General features: G+C 73.2%; 14 protein-coding genes and 2 pseudogenes. 11 read left to right on the plus strand and 5 right to left on the minus strand.

What is annotated here, in order from left to right; genetic code table 11:
• From AB0J52_RS07650 to AB0J52_RS07675, 6 genes and pseudogenes are all read left to right on the plus strand, one after another.
• Positions 1 to 232: pseudogene (locus AB0J52_RS07650) on the plus strand (STM4015 family protein); the annotation flags it as partial.
• Positions 229 to 1338 carry an STM4014 family protein gene (locus AB0J52_RS07655; protein ID WP_500180757.1) on the plus strand — a complete coding sequence of 370 codons (1110 nt, stop codon included), beginning with the start codon at positions 229 to 231 and terminating at the stop codon, positions 1336 to 1338. The pseudogene AB0J52_RS07650 and the gene AB0J52_RS07655, both read left to right, overlap by 4 nt.
• Complete coding sequence (locus AB0J52_RS07660; protein WP_500180758.1) at positions 1326 to 2126, plus strand: STM4013/SEN3800 family hydrolase; 801 nt, start codon at positions 1326 to 1328, stop codon at positions 2124 to 2126. Before AB0J52_RS07655 ends, AB0J52_RS07660 begins: the two co-directional genes overlap by 13 nt.
• Entirely contained in the window at positions 2123 to 3406 is a 1284-nt protein-coding gene (locus AB0J52_RS07665) for an STM4012 family radical SAM protein (protein ID WP_500180759.1), read from the plus strand. Before AB0J52_RS07660 ends, AB0J52_RS07665 begins: the two co-directional genes overlap by 4 nt.
• Entirely contained in the window at positions 3406 to 4302 is an 897-nt protein-coding gene (locus tag AB0J52_RS07670) for an STM4011 family radical SAM protein (protein ID WP_500180760.1), read from the plus strand. Before AB0J52_RS07665 ends, AB0J52_RS07670 begins: the two co-directional genes overlap by 1 nt.
• A gap of 114 nt (positions 4303 to 4416) precedes the next feature.
• Positions 4417 to 5520 (plus strand): LCP family protein, encoded by a 1104-nt coding sequence (locus AB0J52_RS07675; RefSeq protein WP_500180761.1) that lies wholly within the window; start codon positions 4417 to 4419, stop codon positions 5518 to 5520.
• A gap of 126 nt (positions 5521 to 5646) precedes the next feature.
• On the opposite strand, the gene AB0J52_RS07680 is transcribed toward AB0J52_RS07675, so the two are convergent.
• The 3 genes and pseudogenes from AB0J52_RS07680 to AB0J52_RS07690 form a co-directional block, all read right to left on the minus strand.
• Positions 5647 to 6723: a DUF6745 domain-containing protein gene (locus AB0J52_RS07680; protein ID WP_500180762.1), complete on the minus strand. Its 1077-nt coding sequence runs from the start codon at positions 6721 to 6723 to the stop codon at positions 5647 to 5649.
• 57 nt (positions 6724 to 6780) lie between these two features.
• A pseudogene (locus AB0J52_RS07685) lies at positions 6781 to 7175 on the minus strand (DUF8820 family protein).
• Between the two features lie 42 nt (positions 7176 to 7217).
• The gene (locus AB0J52_RS07690) at positions 7218 to 8546 is read right to left on the minus strand and encodes a threonine/serine exporter family protein (protein WP_500180770.1); all 1329 of its coding nucleotides are present in this window, start codon (positions 8544 to 8546) and stop codon (positions 7218 to 7220) included.
• A 247-nt stretch (positions 8547 to 8793) separates the two neighbouring features.
• Between AB0J52_RS07690 and AB0J52_RS07695 the strand changes: the two genes are divergently transcribed.
• The 5 genes from AB0J52_RS07695 (at position 8794) to AB0J52_RS07715 (ending at position 14568) form a co-directional block, all read left to right on the plus strand.
• Positions 8794 to 9498, plus strand: a complete 705-nt coding sequence (locus tag AB0J52_RS07695; protein WP_500180763.1) for a (Fe-S)-binding protein — start codon at positions 8794 to 8796, stop codon at positions 9496 to 9498.
• Positions 9495 to 10907 carry a lactate utilization protein B gene (locus AB0J52_RS07700; protein WP_500180764.1) on the plus strand — a complete coding sequence of 471 codons (1413 nt, stop codon included), beginning with the start codon at positions 9495 to 9497 and terminating at the stop codon, positions 10905 to 10907. Before AB0J52_RS07695 ends, AB0J52_RS07700 begins: the two co-directional genes overlap by 4 nt.
• Positions 10904 to 11500, plus strand: coding sequence for a LutC/YkgG family protein (locus AB0J52_RS07705; RefSeq protein WP_500180765.1), 597 nt, complete (start codon positions 10904 to 10906; stop codon positions 11498 to 11500). Before AB0J52_RS07700 ends, AB0J52_RS07705 begins: the two co-directional genes overlap by 4 nt.
• 94 nt (positions 11501 to 11594) lie before the next feature.
• Complete coding sequence (locus AB0J52_RS07710) at positions 11595 to 13778, plus strand: RecQ family ATP-dependent DNA helicase (protein WP_500180766.1); 2184 nt, start codon at positions 11595 to 11597, stop codon at positions 13776 to 13778.
• A gap of 127 nt (positions 13779 to 13905) precedes the next feature.
• Entirely contained in the window at positions 13906 to 14568 is a 663-nt protein-coding gene (locus AB0J52_RS07715; RefSeq protein WP_500180767.1) for an HAD family hydrolase, read from the plus strand.
• Between the two features lie 150 nt (positions 14569 to 14718).
• Here AB0J52_RS07715 and AB0J52_RS07720 read toward each other — a convergent pair whose 3' ends face one another.
• A complete protein-coding gene (locus AB0J52_RS07720; protein WP_500180768.1) occupies positions 14719 to 15654 on the minus strand; it encodes an aminoglycoside phosphotransferase family protein in 936 nt (311 codons plus the stop codon).
• Between the two features lie 128 nt (positions 15655 to 15782).
• A partial coding sequence (locus AB0J52_RS07725) for a carbohydrate kinase family protein (protein ID WP_500180769.1) occupies positions 15783 to 16558 on the minus strand: 776 nt, incomplete at its 5' end.

Raw genomic sequence — 16558 nt, forward strand, 5'->3', positions numbered from 1 at the left:
CGCCCAGCTCGAGACGCTCTCCCTCGGCATGGGCGTGCTGACCGACGCGGGCGCCGAGGCGCTGCTGTCCGGGCAGCCGCTCACCCACCTGAAGACGCTCGACCTGACGCACCACTTCCTCTCCGACGCCATGATGGAGCGCCTGCGCACCTCCCTGGACGGCGTCCGGGTCGTGCTGGACGACCAGGAGCAGCCGGACGGCGACTTCTTCTTCATCGCCATCTCGGAGTGACCCCGTCCTTCACGGTCGTCGGCAGCGCGGAGAACCGGCGGGCCACGTTGTTCGCGGACGCGTGCCGGGCCGCCGGGCTCGCCGCGCCGCACGTGGTCGGCTGGCCCGACGTGCTGCGCGGGGCGTTCACGCTGCCCGCCGGGGTTCCGGTTCGGATCGACTCGCCCGGCGAGGACCCGGAGGCGGACGCCCTGCTTCGCGGGTCCGTCGCCCCTACGCGTACCGGCGGCGGGGCCCGCTGGTACGCGGGGTTCACCGCCGGGCTCGGCCGGATCGCGGACGCCGCGCGCGCCGCCGGCGCGCCGCTGCTGAACGACCCGGACGAGATCGCCGTCATGTTCGACAAGCGGCTCTGCCACGCCCGGCTGGCCGCCGCCGGAGTGCCCGTCCCGCCCGCCCTGACCGGCATCGACGGGTACGCGGCGCTGCGCGCCCGGATGGCGGAGGCGAACGAGCACCGCGTCTTCGTCAAGCCGGCGCACGGCTCGTCCGCCTCCGGCGTCATCGCCCTCGAAACGGCGCCGTCGGGGCGCGGCGGGAGCGGGGAACGGATCAAGGCGGTGACGTCGGCGGTGCGGCGCGCGGACGGGTTCCACAACTCGCTGCGCGTCCAGACCTACCGGACGGAGGCCGAGGTCGCCGCGCTGGTGGACGCCCTCGCCCCGGACGGGCTGCACGTCGAGCGCTGGATGCCGAAGGCAGGCCTGGACGGGCGCGTCCTCGACCTGCGGGTCGTGGTGGTCGGAGGCGTCCCGACGCACGCGGTCGTCCGCACCAGCACCGTCCCGATGACGAACCTGCACCTGGGTGGGCGGCGCGGTGACCTCGTCGCCGTCCGGTCCGCGCTCGGCGAGGACGGCTGGCGCGAGGCGATGGACGTGTGCGCCCGGGCCGCCGCGTGCTTCCCGCGCAGCCTCATGGTCGGCGTCGACCTGCTCGTCGGCCTCGGCTGGCGGCGGTTCGCGATCGGTGAGGTGAACGCGTTCGGCGACCTGCTGCCGAACCTCCCGGGCCTCCCGGACGGACCGGCCGCCGGTGTCGACACCTACACTGCCCAGGTCAGAGCCGCTATGTCTGTCTTGCCGGGATACGAATGCGCGACATGAACCAGGTCGTCGGCACCCACGACGTGGTGCTGGTGACCCTCGACACCCTCCGCTTCGACGTCGCCGAGGAGCTGCTCGCCGCGGGAGCGACGCCGAACCTCGCCGCCGTCCTGCCCGGCGGGCGCTGGGAGCGGCGGCACACGCCCGGCAGCTTCACCTACGCCGCGCACACCGCGATGCTCGCCGGGTTCCTGCCGACGCCCGCGGGGCCCGGCCCGCATCCGCGGCTGTTCGCCGCCGCGTTCCCCGGCAGCGAGACCACCGCCCCCGGCACCTGGACGTTCGACGCCGCCGACCTCCCGACCGGCCTCGCGCGGGCCGGCTACCACACGGTCTGCGTCGGCGGCGTCGGCTTCTTCAGCAAGAGCACGGCCCTCGGCTCGGCGCTGCCGTCGCTGTTCGCCGAGAGCCACTGGGAGCCGTCGTTCGGCGTCACCGACCCGTCCAGCCTCGACCACCAGATCGCCCGCGTCGAGGAGTCGATCGCCGCGCTCGACCCGGAGCAACGGCTGTTCCTGCTGCTCAACGTGTCCGCCCTGCACCAGCCCAACTGGTTCTACCTGGACGGCGCGACCCGCGAGTCCGGCGACACCCGGGCCAGCCACGCCGCCGCGCTGCGGTACGTGGACGCCCGCCTGCCCCGGCTGCTCGGCGCGCTCCGCCGCCCGTCCCTCGTGATCCTCTGCTCCGACCACGGCACCGCCTACGGCGAGGACGGCCACGTCGGGCACCGCATCGGCCACGAGGTCGTCTGGACCGTCCCCTACGGAGAGTTCGTTCATTCATGACCAGCCCCTACCAGGGTTACGTGTACGCCTACCCCCACAAGACCGCCTACCGGCCGCTCGACCCCGAGCCCTCACTGCGGTCGGTGTGGGAGCACGAGGACAGGCGCGCGCTCTTCCTCTACCTGCACATCCCGTTCTGCGAGATGCGCTGCGGCTTCTGCAACCTGTTCACGCGGACCGGCGCGTCCGGGGAGCTGACGGACGCCTACCTGTCGGCGCTCGAACGCCAGGCGGACGCGGCGGCGGACGCGCTGGGCGACGCGTCCTTCGCGACGGCCGCGTTCGGCGGCGGCACCCCGACCTACCTGACCGCCGCCGAACTCGACCGGCTCTGCGACATCGCGGCCCGCTTCGCCCCGCTCGGCTCGGCGCCGCTGGGCGTCGAGACGTCCCCGGCGACCGCGACCCCCGACCGGCTGCGCGTCCTGCGCGACCGCGGGACGACCCGGGTCTCGATCGGCGTGCAGAGCTTCGTCGACGCCGAGGCGCGCGCCGCCGTCCGGCCGCAGAAGCGCGCCGAGGTGGACGCCGCGCTCGACGCGATCCGGGACGCCGCGATCCCCGTCCTCAACCTCGACCTGATCTACGGGATCGCGGGCCAGACGGCCGAGAGCTGGCGCTACTCGCTCGACACGGCGCTGCGCTGGAAGCCCGAGGAGATCTACCTCTACCCGCTGTACAAGCGCCCGCTGACCGGGTTGTTCCGGCTCGGCCGCGACTGGGACGACCACCGCCTCGCGCTCTACCGGCAGGGCCGCGACCACCTGCTCGCCGCCGGGTACGAGCAGGTCTCCATGCGCATGTTCCGCCTGCCGGAGACGTCCGCCGGGGGCACCGAGTACTGCTGCCAGACCGACGGCATGGTCGGCCTCGGCTGCGGAGCCCGCTCCTACACCTCCGACCTGCACTACTCGTTCGAGTACGCGGTCGGCGCGACCGAGGTCCGCGCGATCATCGACGACTACGTCCGTGCCGACTCCTTCGGGACGGCCCGCGTCGGCTTCCGCCTGGACGACGCCGAACGCCGCCGCCGGCACCTCGTCCAATCGCTGCTCCAGGCGTCCGGCCTCGACCGCGCCGCCTACCGCGCCCGCTTCGGAACCGACGCGATGGACGACTTCACCCGCGACCTCAAGGGCTTCGCCGACCAGGGCTGGCTGGACGTCCGCCCGGACATGCTTCGCCTGACGCCCGAGGGCCTCGCCTACTCCGACGCCATCGGACCCGCCCTCTTCTCCGCCGAGGTGCGTTCGCTCATGGACGCCTACGAGGCCCGCTGATGGCCGCCGTCTTCCTCCCCGACCCCACCGGCCCTTCTCCGGCGCCGGGCGACCGCCACCTGACGATCCTCTACCGAGGACCGCTGGCGAGCTGCGACTACGACTGCCCCTACTGCCCGTTCGCCAAGCGGCGCGACAGCGGCGAGCAGTTGCGCGCCGACCGTGCCGCCCTCGAACGCTTCACCGCCTGGGTCGCGGCGGCGGACCACCCGGTGTCCGTCCTGTTCACGCCGTGGGGCGAGGGCCTCGTCCGGTCCTGGTACCGGCGGGCGCTGGTCGAGCTCAGCCACCTCCCGCACGTCCGGCGCGTCGCGATCCAGACGAACCTCAGCCACCGGACGGCCTGGACGTCCGACGCCGACCCGTCCCGGCTGGCGCTCTGGGCGACCTTCCATCCCGGCCAGGTCCCGTACGAGCGGTTCCTCGGCAAGGCCCGTGACCTGGCCGAACGCGGTATCCGCTACTCGGTCGGCGTCGTCGGGCAGCCCGAGCACCTCGCCGACGCCCGCCGCCTGCGCGCCGACCTGCCGAGCCACGTCTACCTGTGGGTGAACGCCGCGGAAGGGCGCTCCTACACCGACGCCGAGGCCGCCGACTGGACGGCGATCGACCCGCTGTTCGGCCACAGCCGCGACCCGCACCCGAGCCTCGGCCGCGCCTGCCGCACCGGTGACGACGTCGTGTCGGTGGACGGCGACGGGACCGTCCGGCGCTGCCACTTCGTCCCGGACGTCCTCGGCAACCTCTACGACGGGACGTTCCGCGCGAACCTGCGTCCCCGGCCCTGCCCCCTGGACATCTGCGACTGCCACATCGGCTACGTCCACCTGGAGCCGCTCGGCCTCTACGACGTCTTCGCCGGAGGGATCCTGGAACGCATCCCGAACCTGGCCTGACCTCGCGTCCGTCCGACCCGGCGGGGAGCGGACGGGGGCGGTCGGATCCGGCGTGAACCCGTTCGGGCGCCAGTGGCAAGACACTCCCGGAAAGATCGTCTTCTGGGAGGCCCCATGACCCTCTGGCGCACGCTCGCCGTGGTCTCCGTCGCCGGCGCGACCCTCGCGGTGTCCGGGAGTCTCGGCGCCTACGGCTACTACTACAAGCTCCAGTCGAGCGTCCACCACGAGGACCCCGACGTGGCGCTCGGCAAGGACCGGCCGAAGAAGCTGAACAAGTCGGTCAACGTGCTGCTGATGGGCTCGGACTCCCGCGAGGGCTCGAACGCCAGGTACGGCGCCGGCCACCGGAACGAACCGCCGAAGGCCGACAGCGTGATCCTCGTGCACCTCGCCGTGGGCGGCGGACGCGCGTACGGCGTCAGCATCCCGCGCGACCTGATGGTGCCGATCCCGTCCTGCCCGCGCAAGGACGGCCCGCCCACGCCGCCGCTCACCCTCGCCATGTTCAACTCGGCGTTCGGCCGCGGCGGCCCCACCTGCACGATCAAGACGGTGGAGAAGATCACCCGCATCCACATCGACCACTTCGTGGAGGTCAACTTCACCGGCTTCAAGGGGCTGACCGAGGCGGTCGGCGGCGTCCCGATCTGCCTGCCGAAGCCCGTCCACGACCGCCGGGCCGGGCTGGACCTGCCGGAGGGCCGGAGTGTCGTGAAGGGCGAGACGGCGCTCGGCTTCGTCCGCGCCCGCTACTCGCTCGGCGACGGCACCGACACCCAGCGGATGAAGCGGCAGCAGCAGTTCATGGCGTCGTTCGCGCACCAGGCCATGAGCGGGGGAGTGCTGGCGAACCCGTCGCGGCTGAACAAGCTCCTGACCTCGGGCGCCCGGTCGATGACGACCGACCGGGCGCTGAGCCTGTCGGAGATGCTGCGGCTCGCGCAGAGCATGCGCGGCATGTCCGCGGGCTCCCTGAAGTTCACCACCCTGCCCTCGGCCCCCTGGTCCCAGAACAGGAACCGCGTCGCGATGACCCCCGCCGCGGCGCCCTTCCTCGCCGCCATCCGCGAGGACCGCGACCCCATGGCGACGCTCCGGCCCCAGGAACGCCCGACGAAGCAGCGCAGGACGCGTCCGGGCACGGGAGCGACGCGGACGCCGCAGACCGACGAGATCCGGGCCAGCGACGACATCTGCCGCAAGACCTGGAGCTGACCCCCGTCCGCCCCGCGTCCGCACATCCGACGGTTCCCCGCGTACCGTCCACCGCATCCGGTGACACCGCACGCGGACCACCGGCCTTGGCTCTGCGCCGCCTCCGGCTGTCGCCCGCGGGTCGGGTCAGGTCTGCTTGAGCGGGTTGTAGTCGGCGGCGTCGACGCCGAACGTCCAGGCCACGCCCTCGCGGGCGGTGCGGGTGGACGGCGGGACGCGCAGGTGGTAGCGGCGGTAGGTGCCGTCCGGCTCGGGCGTCGAGTTGACCACCTCGACCATCACGACCGGTTCGTCGTCCAGCAGGTCGATGCGCCACAGCACGCCCGTCTCGTCCCGGTGCAGCGGCTCGGCCCCGGTCTCGGCGAGGTAGCGGTCGTAACCGAAGATCTCCAGCATGACCCGGCGCAGCTCGGCGTTGTCCTCCCGGCCGATGCGCTCGACGGTCAGGTCGGTGAGCGAGGCGACGAAGCCGGGCGGGATCGGCATGCCGCGCCACGCGTGCAGCGCGAGGCCGTCGGGGAAGGCCAGCGCGGGGCCGTCGCCCCGGTGCAGCCGGCCCGGCTCGTCGCGGTGCAGTTCCGACGGCCGCACGGAAATGATCACGAGGCGTTCGTAGGGCCACCACCAGCCCGCGTTCCGCGCCACCTCGGCGAGCCCGGGCGGCGGCGTGCCGAGCGCGTCGAACTGGGCCAGCCACGCCGCGTCGTGCTGGCCGAGGACGGCGTCGAGGGTGGCCGCGCGCAGCACCGACTCGGCGGCCGAGCCCTCCTCGCCCGCGAGGTCGCCGATCGCCTGCCGGATGCGGATGACCAACTGCTGGACCTTGTCCCACATCGGCGCGGCCGTCAGCGACCAGGAGCGCGCCCACCCCTGGGCCCCGAGCTTTTGGTACGCGGCGGAGCGCGCGGCCTCCCACGGGCGTGTCCGGACGGTCTCGCGCACGCTCGCGCCCGCGTCGGACGGCACGTCCGGCACGTCCAGCCCGGCGGCGGTCAGCACGTCGGCCTTGCCGGCGAGGACGGCGGCGGCGAGCGCGCCCTGGGCGGGCGAGTCCACCCAGAGGAACCGTTCCGGCGCGTCCAGCCCCGCGGCGGTGTAGGCGGCGGTGACGCCCGCCTCGGCCCGCGCCCGGTCGCCCGGTCCGGTGGCGAACGCCGTCGCCTCCCAGGACAGCATCAGGTTCGCGTGGTCCAACTCGTTCACGGTTCTCCAAAAGGTGGGGGGTCGTCGGGGTGGGAGGGGCGCGCGGGGGCGGAAGGCTCAGTCGGCGACGACGCGGACGGCGCCCGGCACGTACTCGCGTTGCCGGACCACGCGGTACCAGCCCTTGGGCAGCGAGATCGCCGCGTGCTCCTCATGCCCGAGGCGTCCGCGGCGGGCAGGTGCAGGTAGTCGGGCGCGAACGGATCCGGGTCGCGCCGCAGCGTCCCCTCGCAGGTCAGCGCGTGCGCGTGGCCGGTGGCCTCGCCGAGCGCGAGCACCATGCGGCCCCGGCCGTCGCGCGCGACGGGCGGCAGGTCGCGGATGGCCTGGGGCACCGCGTCCTCGGCCACCGGGACGATGAGGATGTCTCCCTGTCGGTACATGCCACGAACGCTAGACCGGCCCTCCGACAATTCCTGGAGGACTATCCGATCAGCCGTCTGACCAGGCATAACAATGCATTTGCCGCCTGGTCGGGGCGCGCGGACGGGCGGTCAGAAACCGCGGGTGCGGCGCGCGGCCGGGCGTGCCCAGCGGCCGGACGCGCTGAGGCCGACGCTCTGGAAGGCCCGCACGAGTTCGCTGCCGAGGTTGACGCCCGCGCCGAGTGCGAGCGCCACCGACAGCGCGGCGACCAGGGTCTGCGCGCCCTGCTGCGCCGATCCCGTGTTCAGCTCGACCATGCCCCGGTATAGGAGCGTTCCAGGCAGCAGCGGAGAGATCGCCGGGACGATGTAGGGCAGCGAGGGCGCGTGCCGTCGCCGCGCGAGCATGCTCCCGAGCACGCCCACGAGGATCGCCGAGACCGCCGACGCGAGCACCGGCGTGACCTTCCAGTTCAGCAGGACCACGTACAGCACCCAGATCAGGCCGCCGCCGATCGCGGCGGGGACCAGCACGTCGCGCGGGACGGCCAGGCAGACCGCGAATGTGAGCGCGACGATCGCCGCCGCGATGATCGGGACGGGCCGCAGCAGCGCCGGCGACACCGGCATGTGCCCGACGTTGATGTCCACGTTCAGCCGGACCGCGACGTACACCACGACGCCGAGCCCGGCGACGATCGCGGCGATGATGAAGAACACCTCCAGCAGCCGCGCGCCCGCGCTGACCAGGTCGCCGGTGATCCCGTCCTGGACGGACGCGACCAGCGGGCGTCCCGGCAGCAGCGCCAGGATCGCGCCGGTCACGATCGTGGACGCGTGCGCCTGGTGGCCCGCGGCGACGACCAGCGCGGCGGCGGTCGCGGCGATCGCGGCGGCCACGGTGAGCTGGAAGAACTCGGCGACACCGCGGCGGGCGAGCGCGGCGGCGGTGCGGTCGCCGAACAGGGTCGCCACGAACGCGGTCGCGGCGACCAGCGGCCCGCCGCCGACCAGGATCGACGCGGCCGCCGCGATCAGCCCGAGGCACACCACCATCAGCCACGCCGGGTAGGGCGCGCGGCCGCGCTTGATCTCGTTGAGCCGGGCGCGGGCCTCGTCCAGGTCCAACATCCCGATGGACGCCTCCTGGACGAGCTTGTGCAGGGCGGTCAGCCGCCAGTAGGCCGGGGTGCGGCGGCGGATGGCGCGCGCACCGGTCACCGGGGGCGCGCCGCTGCCGGGGTGCGCCGACACGAGGATGCTGGTGAACGTGACCTGGACCTCGGCGCGCGGCACCTCGAAGGCGAGCGCGAGGCTCAGCATCGCCTCGTTCACCCGCTCGGTGGACTCGCCGCTGGCCAGGAGCAGTTCGCCCACCCGCAGCGTCAGCTCGATGGCCCGGGGGTCGAAACTCTCGCCGGGTTCGTCCTCGGGGGGTTCGGGCGGGTTGCCGTCCATCAGGACCACCCAGCTCTGGCGCAAGCGCTCCACGGTCCGCCCCATGCCCGACAAAAACCCTCCCGCCCCAGCGACCACAATCTTCCCCGCAGGTTACCCATGCCGCATTGGTGCTATACCGTCCGCGTCCTGGCGGGCCCCTCCGGAAGGGCCGCTGATCAGGCGCTCGCTACTCTGGTGACGAAGATCGCACCGGGACGCCGGAGGGGCGGGCCGGAGCGCCCACGGCATCGGAGGTGATCCGAGCGTGCGCGTCGCGCTGTTCGTGACCTGCGTCAACGACACCCTGTTCCCGGGGACGGGGCGGGCGACCGTGCGGCTGCTGGAGCGGCTCGGCTGCCGGGTGGAGTTCCCCGAGGCCCAGACGTGCTGCGGCCAGATGCACTTCAACACCGGCTACCGCGAGGACGCCATGCCCCTGGCGCTGCGGGTGGGGGAGGTGTTCTCCGGCTACGACGCGGTGGTCATGCCGTCCGGCTCGTGCGCGGCGATGGTGCGCGAGTGGTACCCGAAGCTCGGGGTGGACGCGCCGTCCGGCGTGTACGAGCTGTCGGAGTTCCTCGTGGACGTGCTGAAGGTCGAGGACGTCGGAGCGTATTTCCCGCACACGGTCACCTACCACCCCACCTGCCATTCGCTGCGCTCCCTGCGCGTGGGAGACCGGCCCCATGCCCTGCTCTCCTCCGTGCGCGGCCTGACGCTGCTTCCCTTGGGCGCGGCCGACGAATGCTGCGGTTTCGGCGGGACGTTTTCCTTGAAGAACCCCGCTGTGTCCGCCGCCATGTGCACCGACAAGGTCCGCAACGTGCTGGACACCGGCGCCGAGGTCCTGTGCGCCACCGACAACTCCTGCCTGATGCACATCGGCGGGACGATGCGCCGAGAACGCGCGGGCGTACGAGTGATGCACCTGGCGCAGATCCTCGCCTCAACAGAGGAGGCCCCGGCATGAGCTCGACCTTCATCGGGATGCCGCCGTTTCCCGAGGCGGCGTCCCGAGCCGTGGGCGACGCCCAGTTGCGGCACAACCTGCGCAAGGCCACCCACACGATCCGAGACAAACGCGCGGCCGTCGTGGCGGAACAGCCCGACTGGGCCGCCCTGCGCGCCGCCGGGGCGGCGCTGAAGACTCGGGTCCTGCGCCACCTGGACGTCTACCTGGAGCAGCTCGAAGAGGCCGTCGAACGGGCGGGCGGCCATGTCCACTGGGCCGCCGACGCGGCGGAGGCGAACCGCATCGTCGTCGACCTCGTGCGCGCCACGGGGGAGACCGAGGTCGTCAAGGTCAAGTCCATGGCCACCCAGGAGATCGACCTCAACGGGGCTCTGGCCGAGGCCGGGATCACCGCCTACGAGACCGACCTGGCCGAGCTGATCGTCCAGCTGGGGGACGACACGCCCTCGCACATCCTCGTCCCGGCCATCCACCGCAACCGGGCGGAGATCCGGGAGATCTTCCGCCGGACGATGGGGGCCTGGGGCCGCCCGGCGCCCGACGACCTCACCGACGACCCGCGCGCGTTGGCCGAGGCCGCCCGCGTGCACCTGCGGGAGCGGTTCCTCACGGCTAAGGTCGGTGTCTCCGGGGCCAACTTCGCGGTCGCCGAGACCGGCACGCTCGTGGTCCTGGAGTCCGAGGGCAACGGCCGGATGTGCCTGACCCTGCCGGAGACGCTGATCTCGGTCGTCGGCATCGAGAAGATCGTCCCCACGTGGCGGGACCTCGAAGTCTTCATGCAGCTGCTGCCGCGCTCCTCCACGGGCGAGCGCATGAACCCGTACACGTCCATGTGGACCGGGGCCGCCGAAGGCCAGGACTTCCACCTGGTGCTCCTGGACAACGGCCGCACGAAGGTCCTGGCGGACGGAATCGGACGCCAGGCGCTTCGCTGCATCCGCTGCTCGGCCTGCCTGAACGTGTGCCCCGTGTACGAGCGCGCAGGAGGCCACGCCTATGGCTCGGTGTATCCCGGCCCGATCGGCGCGATCCTGACCCCGCAACTGCGGGGCCTCGGTTCCGAGCTGGACGCGTCCCTTCCCTATGCGTCCACGCTCTGCGGGGCCTGCTACGACGTCTGTCCGGTGGCCATCAACATCCCGGAGGTGCTGCTGCACCTGCGCGCGAAGGTCGGGGCTTCGGGCGCGCACAAGGCCGAGAGGCTGGCCATGCGCGCGGCACGGCGGGTCCTGTCGTCGCCGGGGCTGCTGGCCGCGAGCCAACGCACCGCCGGCCGCTTCCGGAGGCTCACCCCGCGCCGTCTCCCCGGCCCTCTGGCGGCCTGGACGGACACCAGGGACGTTCCGGCACCCCCAGCCCAGTCGTTCCGCGACTGGTGGGCCTCTCGGGAGGAGACCAAGTGAGTTCGCGAGAGACGATCCTCGCGCGCGTGCGTTCGGCGCTGGCGGACGTCCCCTTCGCCGAGACCCCGGACGCCGTGCCCGTTCCCCGCGACTACGACCGGACCCGGCGTGGCCCCGACCTGGTCGAACTGCTGTGGGACCGGCTCAAGGACTACCGCGCCGTCGTCCACCTCGATGCGCGGGTGGCCGAACTCGCGCGCGCACGAGGACGGCTCATGGTGCCGTCCGGCGTGCCCGCAGAGTGGTTGTCGGGCGTGGACGCCGTCCCCGACGACCCGCCGCTCTCGGCCGCCGAACTAGATCGCCTGGACGGCGTCCTCACCGGCTGCGCCGTCGCCATCGCCGAGACCGGGACGATCGTGCTGGACGGAGGCGAGGCCCAGGGGCGCCGGGCGCTGACCCTCGTCCCCGACCACCACCTGTGCGTGGTGCGACGCGACCAGATCGTCCGGACCGTGCCCGAGGCCCTGGAACGCCTGGACCCCGGGCGTCCGCTCACCTGGATCAGCGGGCCCTCCGCCACCAGCGACATCGAGCTCGACCGGGTCGAGGGCGTCCACGGACCGCGCACCCTGGAAGTCGCGATCATCTGATCACGCGTCGGCGTCCCCGGAACCCCGCGGCCCGGTTATCCACAGAACGCGGTTCTGGTACGGGGTCGTCGGTGACGGCTGGTACCAAGGAGGCATGACTGACGCGACGACCACCGACGCCCTCCGCGACGACGCGGAGCGCTGCCTGCGCGGCCTGGCCGGGCCGGCCGCCCGGCTCCGCGACGACCAGTGGACCGCCATCCGCGCCCTGGTCGTCGAACGCCGCCGCGCCCTGGTCGTCCAGCGCACCGGCTGGGGCAAGTCCGCGGTCTACTTCGTCGCCACCCGGCTGCTGCGCGACCGCGGCGCCGGCCCCACCGTGATCGTCTCGCCGCTGCTCGCGCTGATGCGCAACCAGATCGAGGCCGCCGAGCGCGCCGGCATCCGCGCCCGCACCGTCAACTCCGCCAACACCGACGCCTGGGACGCGGTGTTCGCCGAGGTGGAGGCCGGCGAGGTGGACGTCCTGCTGGTCAGCCCCGAACGCCTCAACAACCCCGACTTCCGCGACCAGGTCCTGCCCAAGCTCGCCGCCGGGGCCGGGCTGGTCGTGGTCGACGAGGCGCACTGCATCTCCGACTGGGGTCACGACTTCCGCCCCGACTACCGCCGCCTGCGCACCCTGCTCGCCGACCTCCCGCCCGGCATCCCCGTCCTCGCCACCACCGCCACCGCCAACGCCCGCGTCACCCAGGACGTCGCCGAGCAACTGGCCGGCGTCCGCCACCCCACCCCGCCCCCCACCGACACCGCCCCGACGGGGGCGGAGGCGGCGGTCTCGGCCCTGGCCTCCGAGGGCGCCCTGGTCCTCCGCGGCCCGCTGCAGCGCGACTCGCTTCACCTCTCGGTGGTCGAGCTGCCCTCGGCCGACCAGCGGGTGGCCTGGCTCGGCGAGCAGCTCGACGCGCTCCCGGGCTCCGGCATCGTCTACACCCTCACCGTCGCCGCCGCCCACGAGATCGCCGGGTACCTGCGCGACCGCGGGTTCGCCGTCGCCGCCTACTCCGGGCAGACCGACCCCGAAGAGCGCCTCCAGGCCGAACGCGACCTGCTCGACAACAAGCTCAAGGCCCTGATCGCCACCAGCGCCCTCGGCATGGGCTTCGACAAGCCCGACCTCGGCTTCATCGTGCACGTCGGCGCGCCCCAGTCGCCCGTCGCCTACTACCAGCAGATCGGCCGCGCGGGCCGCGGCGTCGACCGCGCCGAGGTGATCCTCCTCCCCGGCCGGGAGGACCGCGACATCTGGGCCTACTTCGCCGGCCTCGCCTTCCCGCCCGAACCGGTCGTCCGCACCACCCTGGACGTGCTGGCCGCGGCGGGCCGCCCGCTGTCCACCTCCGCGCTGGAGCCGATGGTCGACCTCGGCCGGTCCCGCCTGGAGATGATGCTCAAGGTCCTGGACGTGGACGGCGCCGTCCATCGCGTCAAGGGCGGCTGGGAGGCCACCGGCCTGCCCTGGGTCTACGACCGGGCCCGCTACCAGCGCGTCGCCGCCGAGCGCGAGCGTGAACAGCGCGCGATGCTCGAGTACATCGCCACCACCGGCTGCCGCGAGGAGTTCCTGCGCCGCCAGCTCGACGACCCGGCCGCCGCCCCCTGCGGGCGCTGCGACAACTGCACCGGCGTCCACCGTCCCGCCGAGGTCTCCGCCGCAGGAGCCGCCGGGGCCCGCGACCGCCTGCACCGTCCGGGCGTGGACGTCCAGCCCCGCCGCATGTGGCCCACCGGCGTCAAGGACGACCTCGGCGTCTCCGGCCGCATCCCCGCCACCGACCAGGCCGAGGAGGGCCGTGTCCTCGGCCGCCTCACCGACATCGGCTGGGGCAACCGCCTGCGCGCCCTGTTCGCCGAACAGGCCTCCGACACCGACGTCCCGCCCGACATGGTCGACGCCGTGGTGAAGGTGCTCACCGCCTGGGACTGGGACACTCGTCCCGCCGCGGTGGTCTCGGTCGGCTCCCGCAGCCGCCCCCGCCTGGTCACCACCTTGGCCACCCGCGTCTCCGAGATCGGCCGCCTGCCCTACCTCGGCGAACTCACCCCGGTCGGTGACCCCGGTCCCAGACGCCACAACAGCGCCCAACGCCTCCGCTCCGTCTGGGCGGCCCTCACCCTCTCCGACGAGCTGGCCGCCGCCGTGGCCGAGGTCGAGGGGCCGATCCTCCTGGTGGACGACCGCATCGACACCGGCTGGACCATGACCGTCGCCACCCGCCTCCTCCGCCGAGCCGGTGCCCCGGCCGTCCTTCCGCTGGCCCTCGCCGTCCCGTCCTGACCCGGCTGTCCCGACGCCCCGGGGTGCGAGCCGAGACGGCGGAAGGGCAGGACCGACCCATCAGAGTCCAGGCGGAAGGGGGGAGCCGGAGAAACCGGGGGATGGCCGGTGGCTGTAGCTTGCCGCTGTGGCTAATGATGTTGAGCTGGTGATTTTCGACTGCGACGGCGTGCTGGTGGACAGCGAGCCGATCGCGGTGCGGGTGCACTCGGCGGTGCTGACCGAACTGGGCTGGGCCGTGAGCCATCAGGACGTGATGGAGCGGTTCGTGGGCCGCTCGACCGCCTCCATCAACGAGATGATCGAGGCGCGGCTCGGTCCGGAGCTGACGATCGAGGCGGAGCGCCGGTTCAAGCGGCTGCACGCGGAGGCGGTGGACACCGAGCTCCTCGCCGTCGAGGGCATCGAGGAGGCCCTGGACGGGATCGGCCTGCCCTTCTGCGTGGCCTCCAGCGGCAGCCACGACAAGATGCGGCACACGCTCGGCCGCACCGGCCTGCACGCCCGTTTCGAGGGACGGATCTTCAGCGCGACGCAGGTCGCGCGCGGCAAGCCCGAACCCGACCTGTTCCTGTTCGCCGCCGAGCAGATGGGCGTGCGCCCGGAGGCGTGCGTGGTGGTCGAGGACAGCCGTTTCGGCATCCAGGCGGCGCGCGCGGCCGGCATGCGGTCCTTCGGCTACGCGGGCGGCCTCACCCCCGCCGAGTGGCTGGAAGGCCCCGGCACGGTCGTCTTCGACGACATGCGCAAGCTCCCCGAACTGATCGACCAGCTCCCCCTCACCACCTGACCCCCGCGACCACCTGTCCGGGGGTGACCGCCTGTCCGGGGGTGACCGCCTGTCCGGGGGTGACCGCCTGTCCGGGGGTGACCGCCTGTCCGGAGATGACTGCCGGCCCGGGGGTGACCGCCTGACCGCGTTTCCGGCCGTCCGCAGAGGTCAGCGTCCAGGGGCAGGGGTGAGCAGTTCGGCGAGGTGGTCGGCGGTCTGGGTGATGGCGTCCCGGGCGGGGCCGCCGCGGGCGACGTGGAAGCCGTGGCGGCGGGCCCAGAACGCCGCCTTCACGGCGTGGAGCTGAGCCCAGCGGTGGACGCGGTGGCGGTCGAGTTCGGCTGCCTCGGCGAAGATGTCGATCGCCCGGTGGAAGGCCCTGGCGTGATCGTCGGCCTGGAGGAGAGACAGGGCGCGCGCTTTCAGGAGCGCGCCGACGTCATAGGCCGGGTCACCCGCGTAGCCCTTGGGGTCGATGGCCAGCCAGGGCTCTCGCTCGCCGCGCAGGATGTTCCCCGGATGCAGATCCCCGTGGACGAGGGTGTCCGGCTGTGTGCCGCCCAGGCCGTCAGCGGTCTCGATCGCGGCGTCCACGACATGGCGGGGCATGCCGTGCGGCAGCTGCTCGGCGTCCTTGCGCAGCGCGTCGGCCCAGGCCGGGGCCTGGTCCCGCAGTCGGGGAACGTGCGCTGGGGCGGGGACGGCGAGGCGCCTGCCGATCAGCCCGGCCACCTGGATGATCTCATCGCCGTCCCCGAGATCGTTGAGAGTGGACGGGCCGGCCCGTTCCAGAAGCATCGCAAACCGCGCGTCGTCGCGTTCGTACAGCAGCACCGCACCACGGCCCGCCCATGCCGCGAACGCGTCCGGCTCGTGCACGTTCCCGGGGTGGGTGAACGACACCTTGAGGACGCAGGGCCCAACCGGCGCCCGAACCGGGACGATGACCCCCACGCCCCCGTGCATGACCGCGCCGTCCGGGACGCAGTCCCAGCGGGCGAGCAAGTCGTCCACGATCAAGGGCAGCTCGGCGAGCCAGCGTGCGCCGGGTTCACCCTCCCGGGCGGCCGTCGCGTCCGCGAACGCCTGGGGCACTTCGATCATCCGAGCACCCTACGCGCGGCGCGGCGGCTCCACACGTCAATGCCGACTGGACGCAGGCCACGTCGGCCTCACTGTGGAGGCCGCCGCTGAGCGGTTCCGGTCCCGTCGGGCGGCGACCGGTACGCGGGTCAGTGGATGGGGTTGTCCAGGACGTCCAGGGAGGGACGGGCGCCGAGGTGCTGGAGGGCCTGGGCGGCGAGGCGGTTGCCGGACGCCAGGGCCTCCGCCGGGGGCTTGCCGTCCAGCCACGGCGGAAGGAAGCCGGCGATGAAGGCGTCGCCCGCGCCGGTGCCGTCCACGATCTTCTCGACCGGGTCGGCGGCGACCACGACGGCGTCGGGGCGGCCGTTGGTGTACCAGAGCGAGCCGTCCGCGCCGGTCTTGATCACGACCTGCGGGTACCAGGCGGTCAGCACCTTGGCCGCGGCCTCGGGGTTGTCGCGCCCGGTGAGGACCTCGGCCTCGGCGGCGTTGACGACCAGCAGGCGGGCGCCCTGCGTCCACTCCAGGAACGGCTCGGCGCCCATCCGCTTGAGCGGCGAGGAGGACGCGCCGTCCACCGACACCGACATCTGCGCCTGGCGGGCGAGGTCGAGCGCGTGGATCGCGGCCTTGCGGGAGCCCTCGTTGATCAGCGAGTAGCCGGACAGGTGGAAGTGCACGCCCTGCGTGAACAGGTCCTTGCAGCGCTCGATGTCCTCGGGGAGCAGCGCGCTGTTGGCGCCGGGGTCCGACAGCATCGTGCGGTCGCCCTTGTGCGTGACCAGGACCACGCAGGTGCCGGTCGGCCGCTCGGAGTCCATCACCAGGCGGGCGTCGACGCCGGAGCCCATCAGCTCCATGTCGCGGTTGCGGCCCGCGATGTCGGAGCCGCGGCGGCCGACGAACGCGACCTCCGCGCCCT

The organism is Spirillospora sp. NPDC049652 (assembly GCF_040675125.1).
GTDB lineage: Bacteria > Actinomycetota > Actinomycetes > Streptosporangiales > Streptosporangiaceae > Spirillospora.

Coding starts and splice junctions, on each gene's coding strand:
- AB0J52_RS07720 (WP_500180768.1), bottom strand. CDS start 15,654: ATGATCGAAGTGCCCCAGGCGTTCGCGGACGCGACGGCCGCCCGGGAG.
- AB0J52_RS07690 (WP_500180770.1), bottom strand. CDS start 8,546: ATGGACGGCAACCCGCCCGAACCCCCCGAGGACGAACCCGGCGAGAGT.
- AB0J52_RS07710 (WP_500180766.1), top strand. CDS start 11,595: ATGACTGACGCGACGACCACCGACGCCCTCCGCGACGACGCGGAGCGC.
- AB0J52_RS07670 (WP_500180760.1), top strand. CDS start 3,406: ATGGCCGCCGTCTTCCTCCCCGACCCCACCGGCCCTTCTCCGGCGCCG.
- AB0J52_RS07660 (WP_500180758.1), top strand. CDS start 1,326: ATGCGCGACATGAACCAGGTCGTCGGCACCCACGACGTGGTGCTGGTG.
- AB0J52_RS07700 (WP_500180764.1), top strand. CDS start 9,495: ATGAGCTCGACCTTCATCGGGATGCCGCCGTTTCCCGAGGCGGCGTCC.
- AB0J52_RS07665 (WP_500180759.1), top strand. CDS start 2,123: ATGACCAGCCCCTACCAGGGTTACGTGTACGCCTACCCCCACAAGACC.
- AB0J52_RS07675 (WP_500180761.1), top strand. CDS start 4,417: ATGACCCTCTGGCGCACGCTCGCCGTGGTCTCCGTCGCCGGCGCGACC.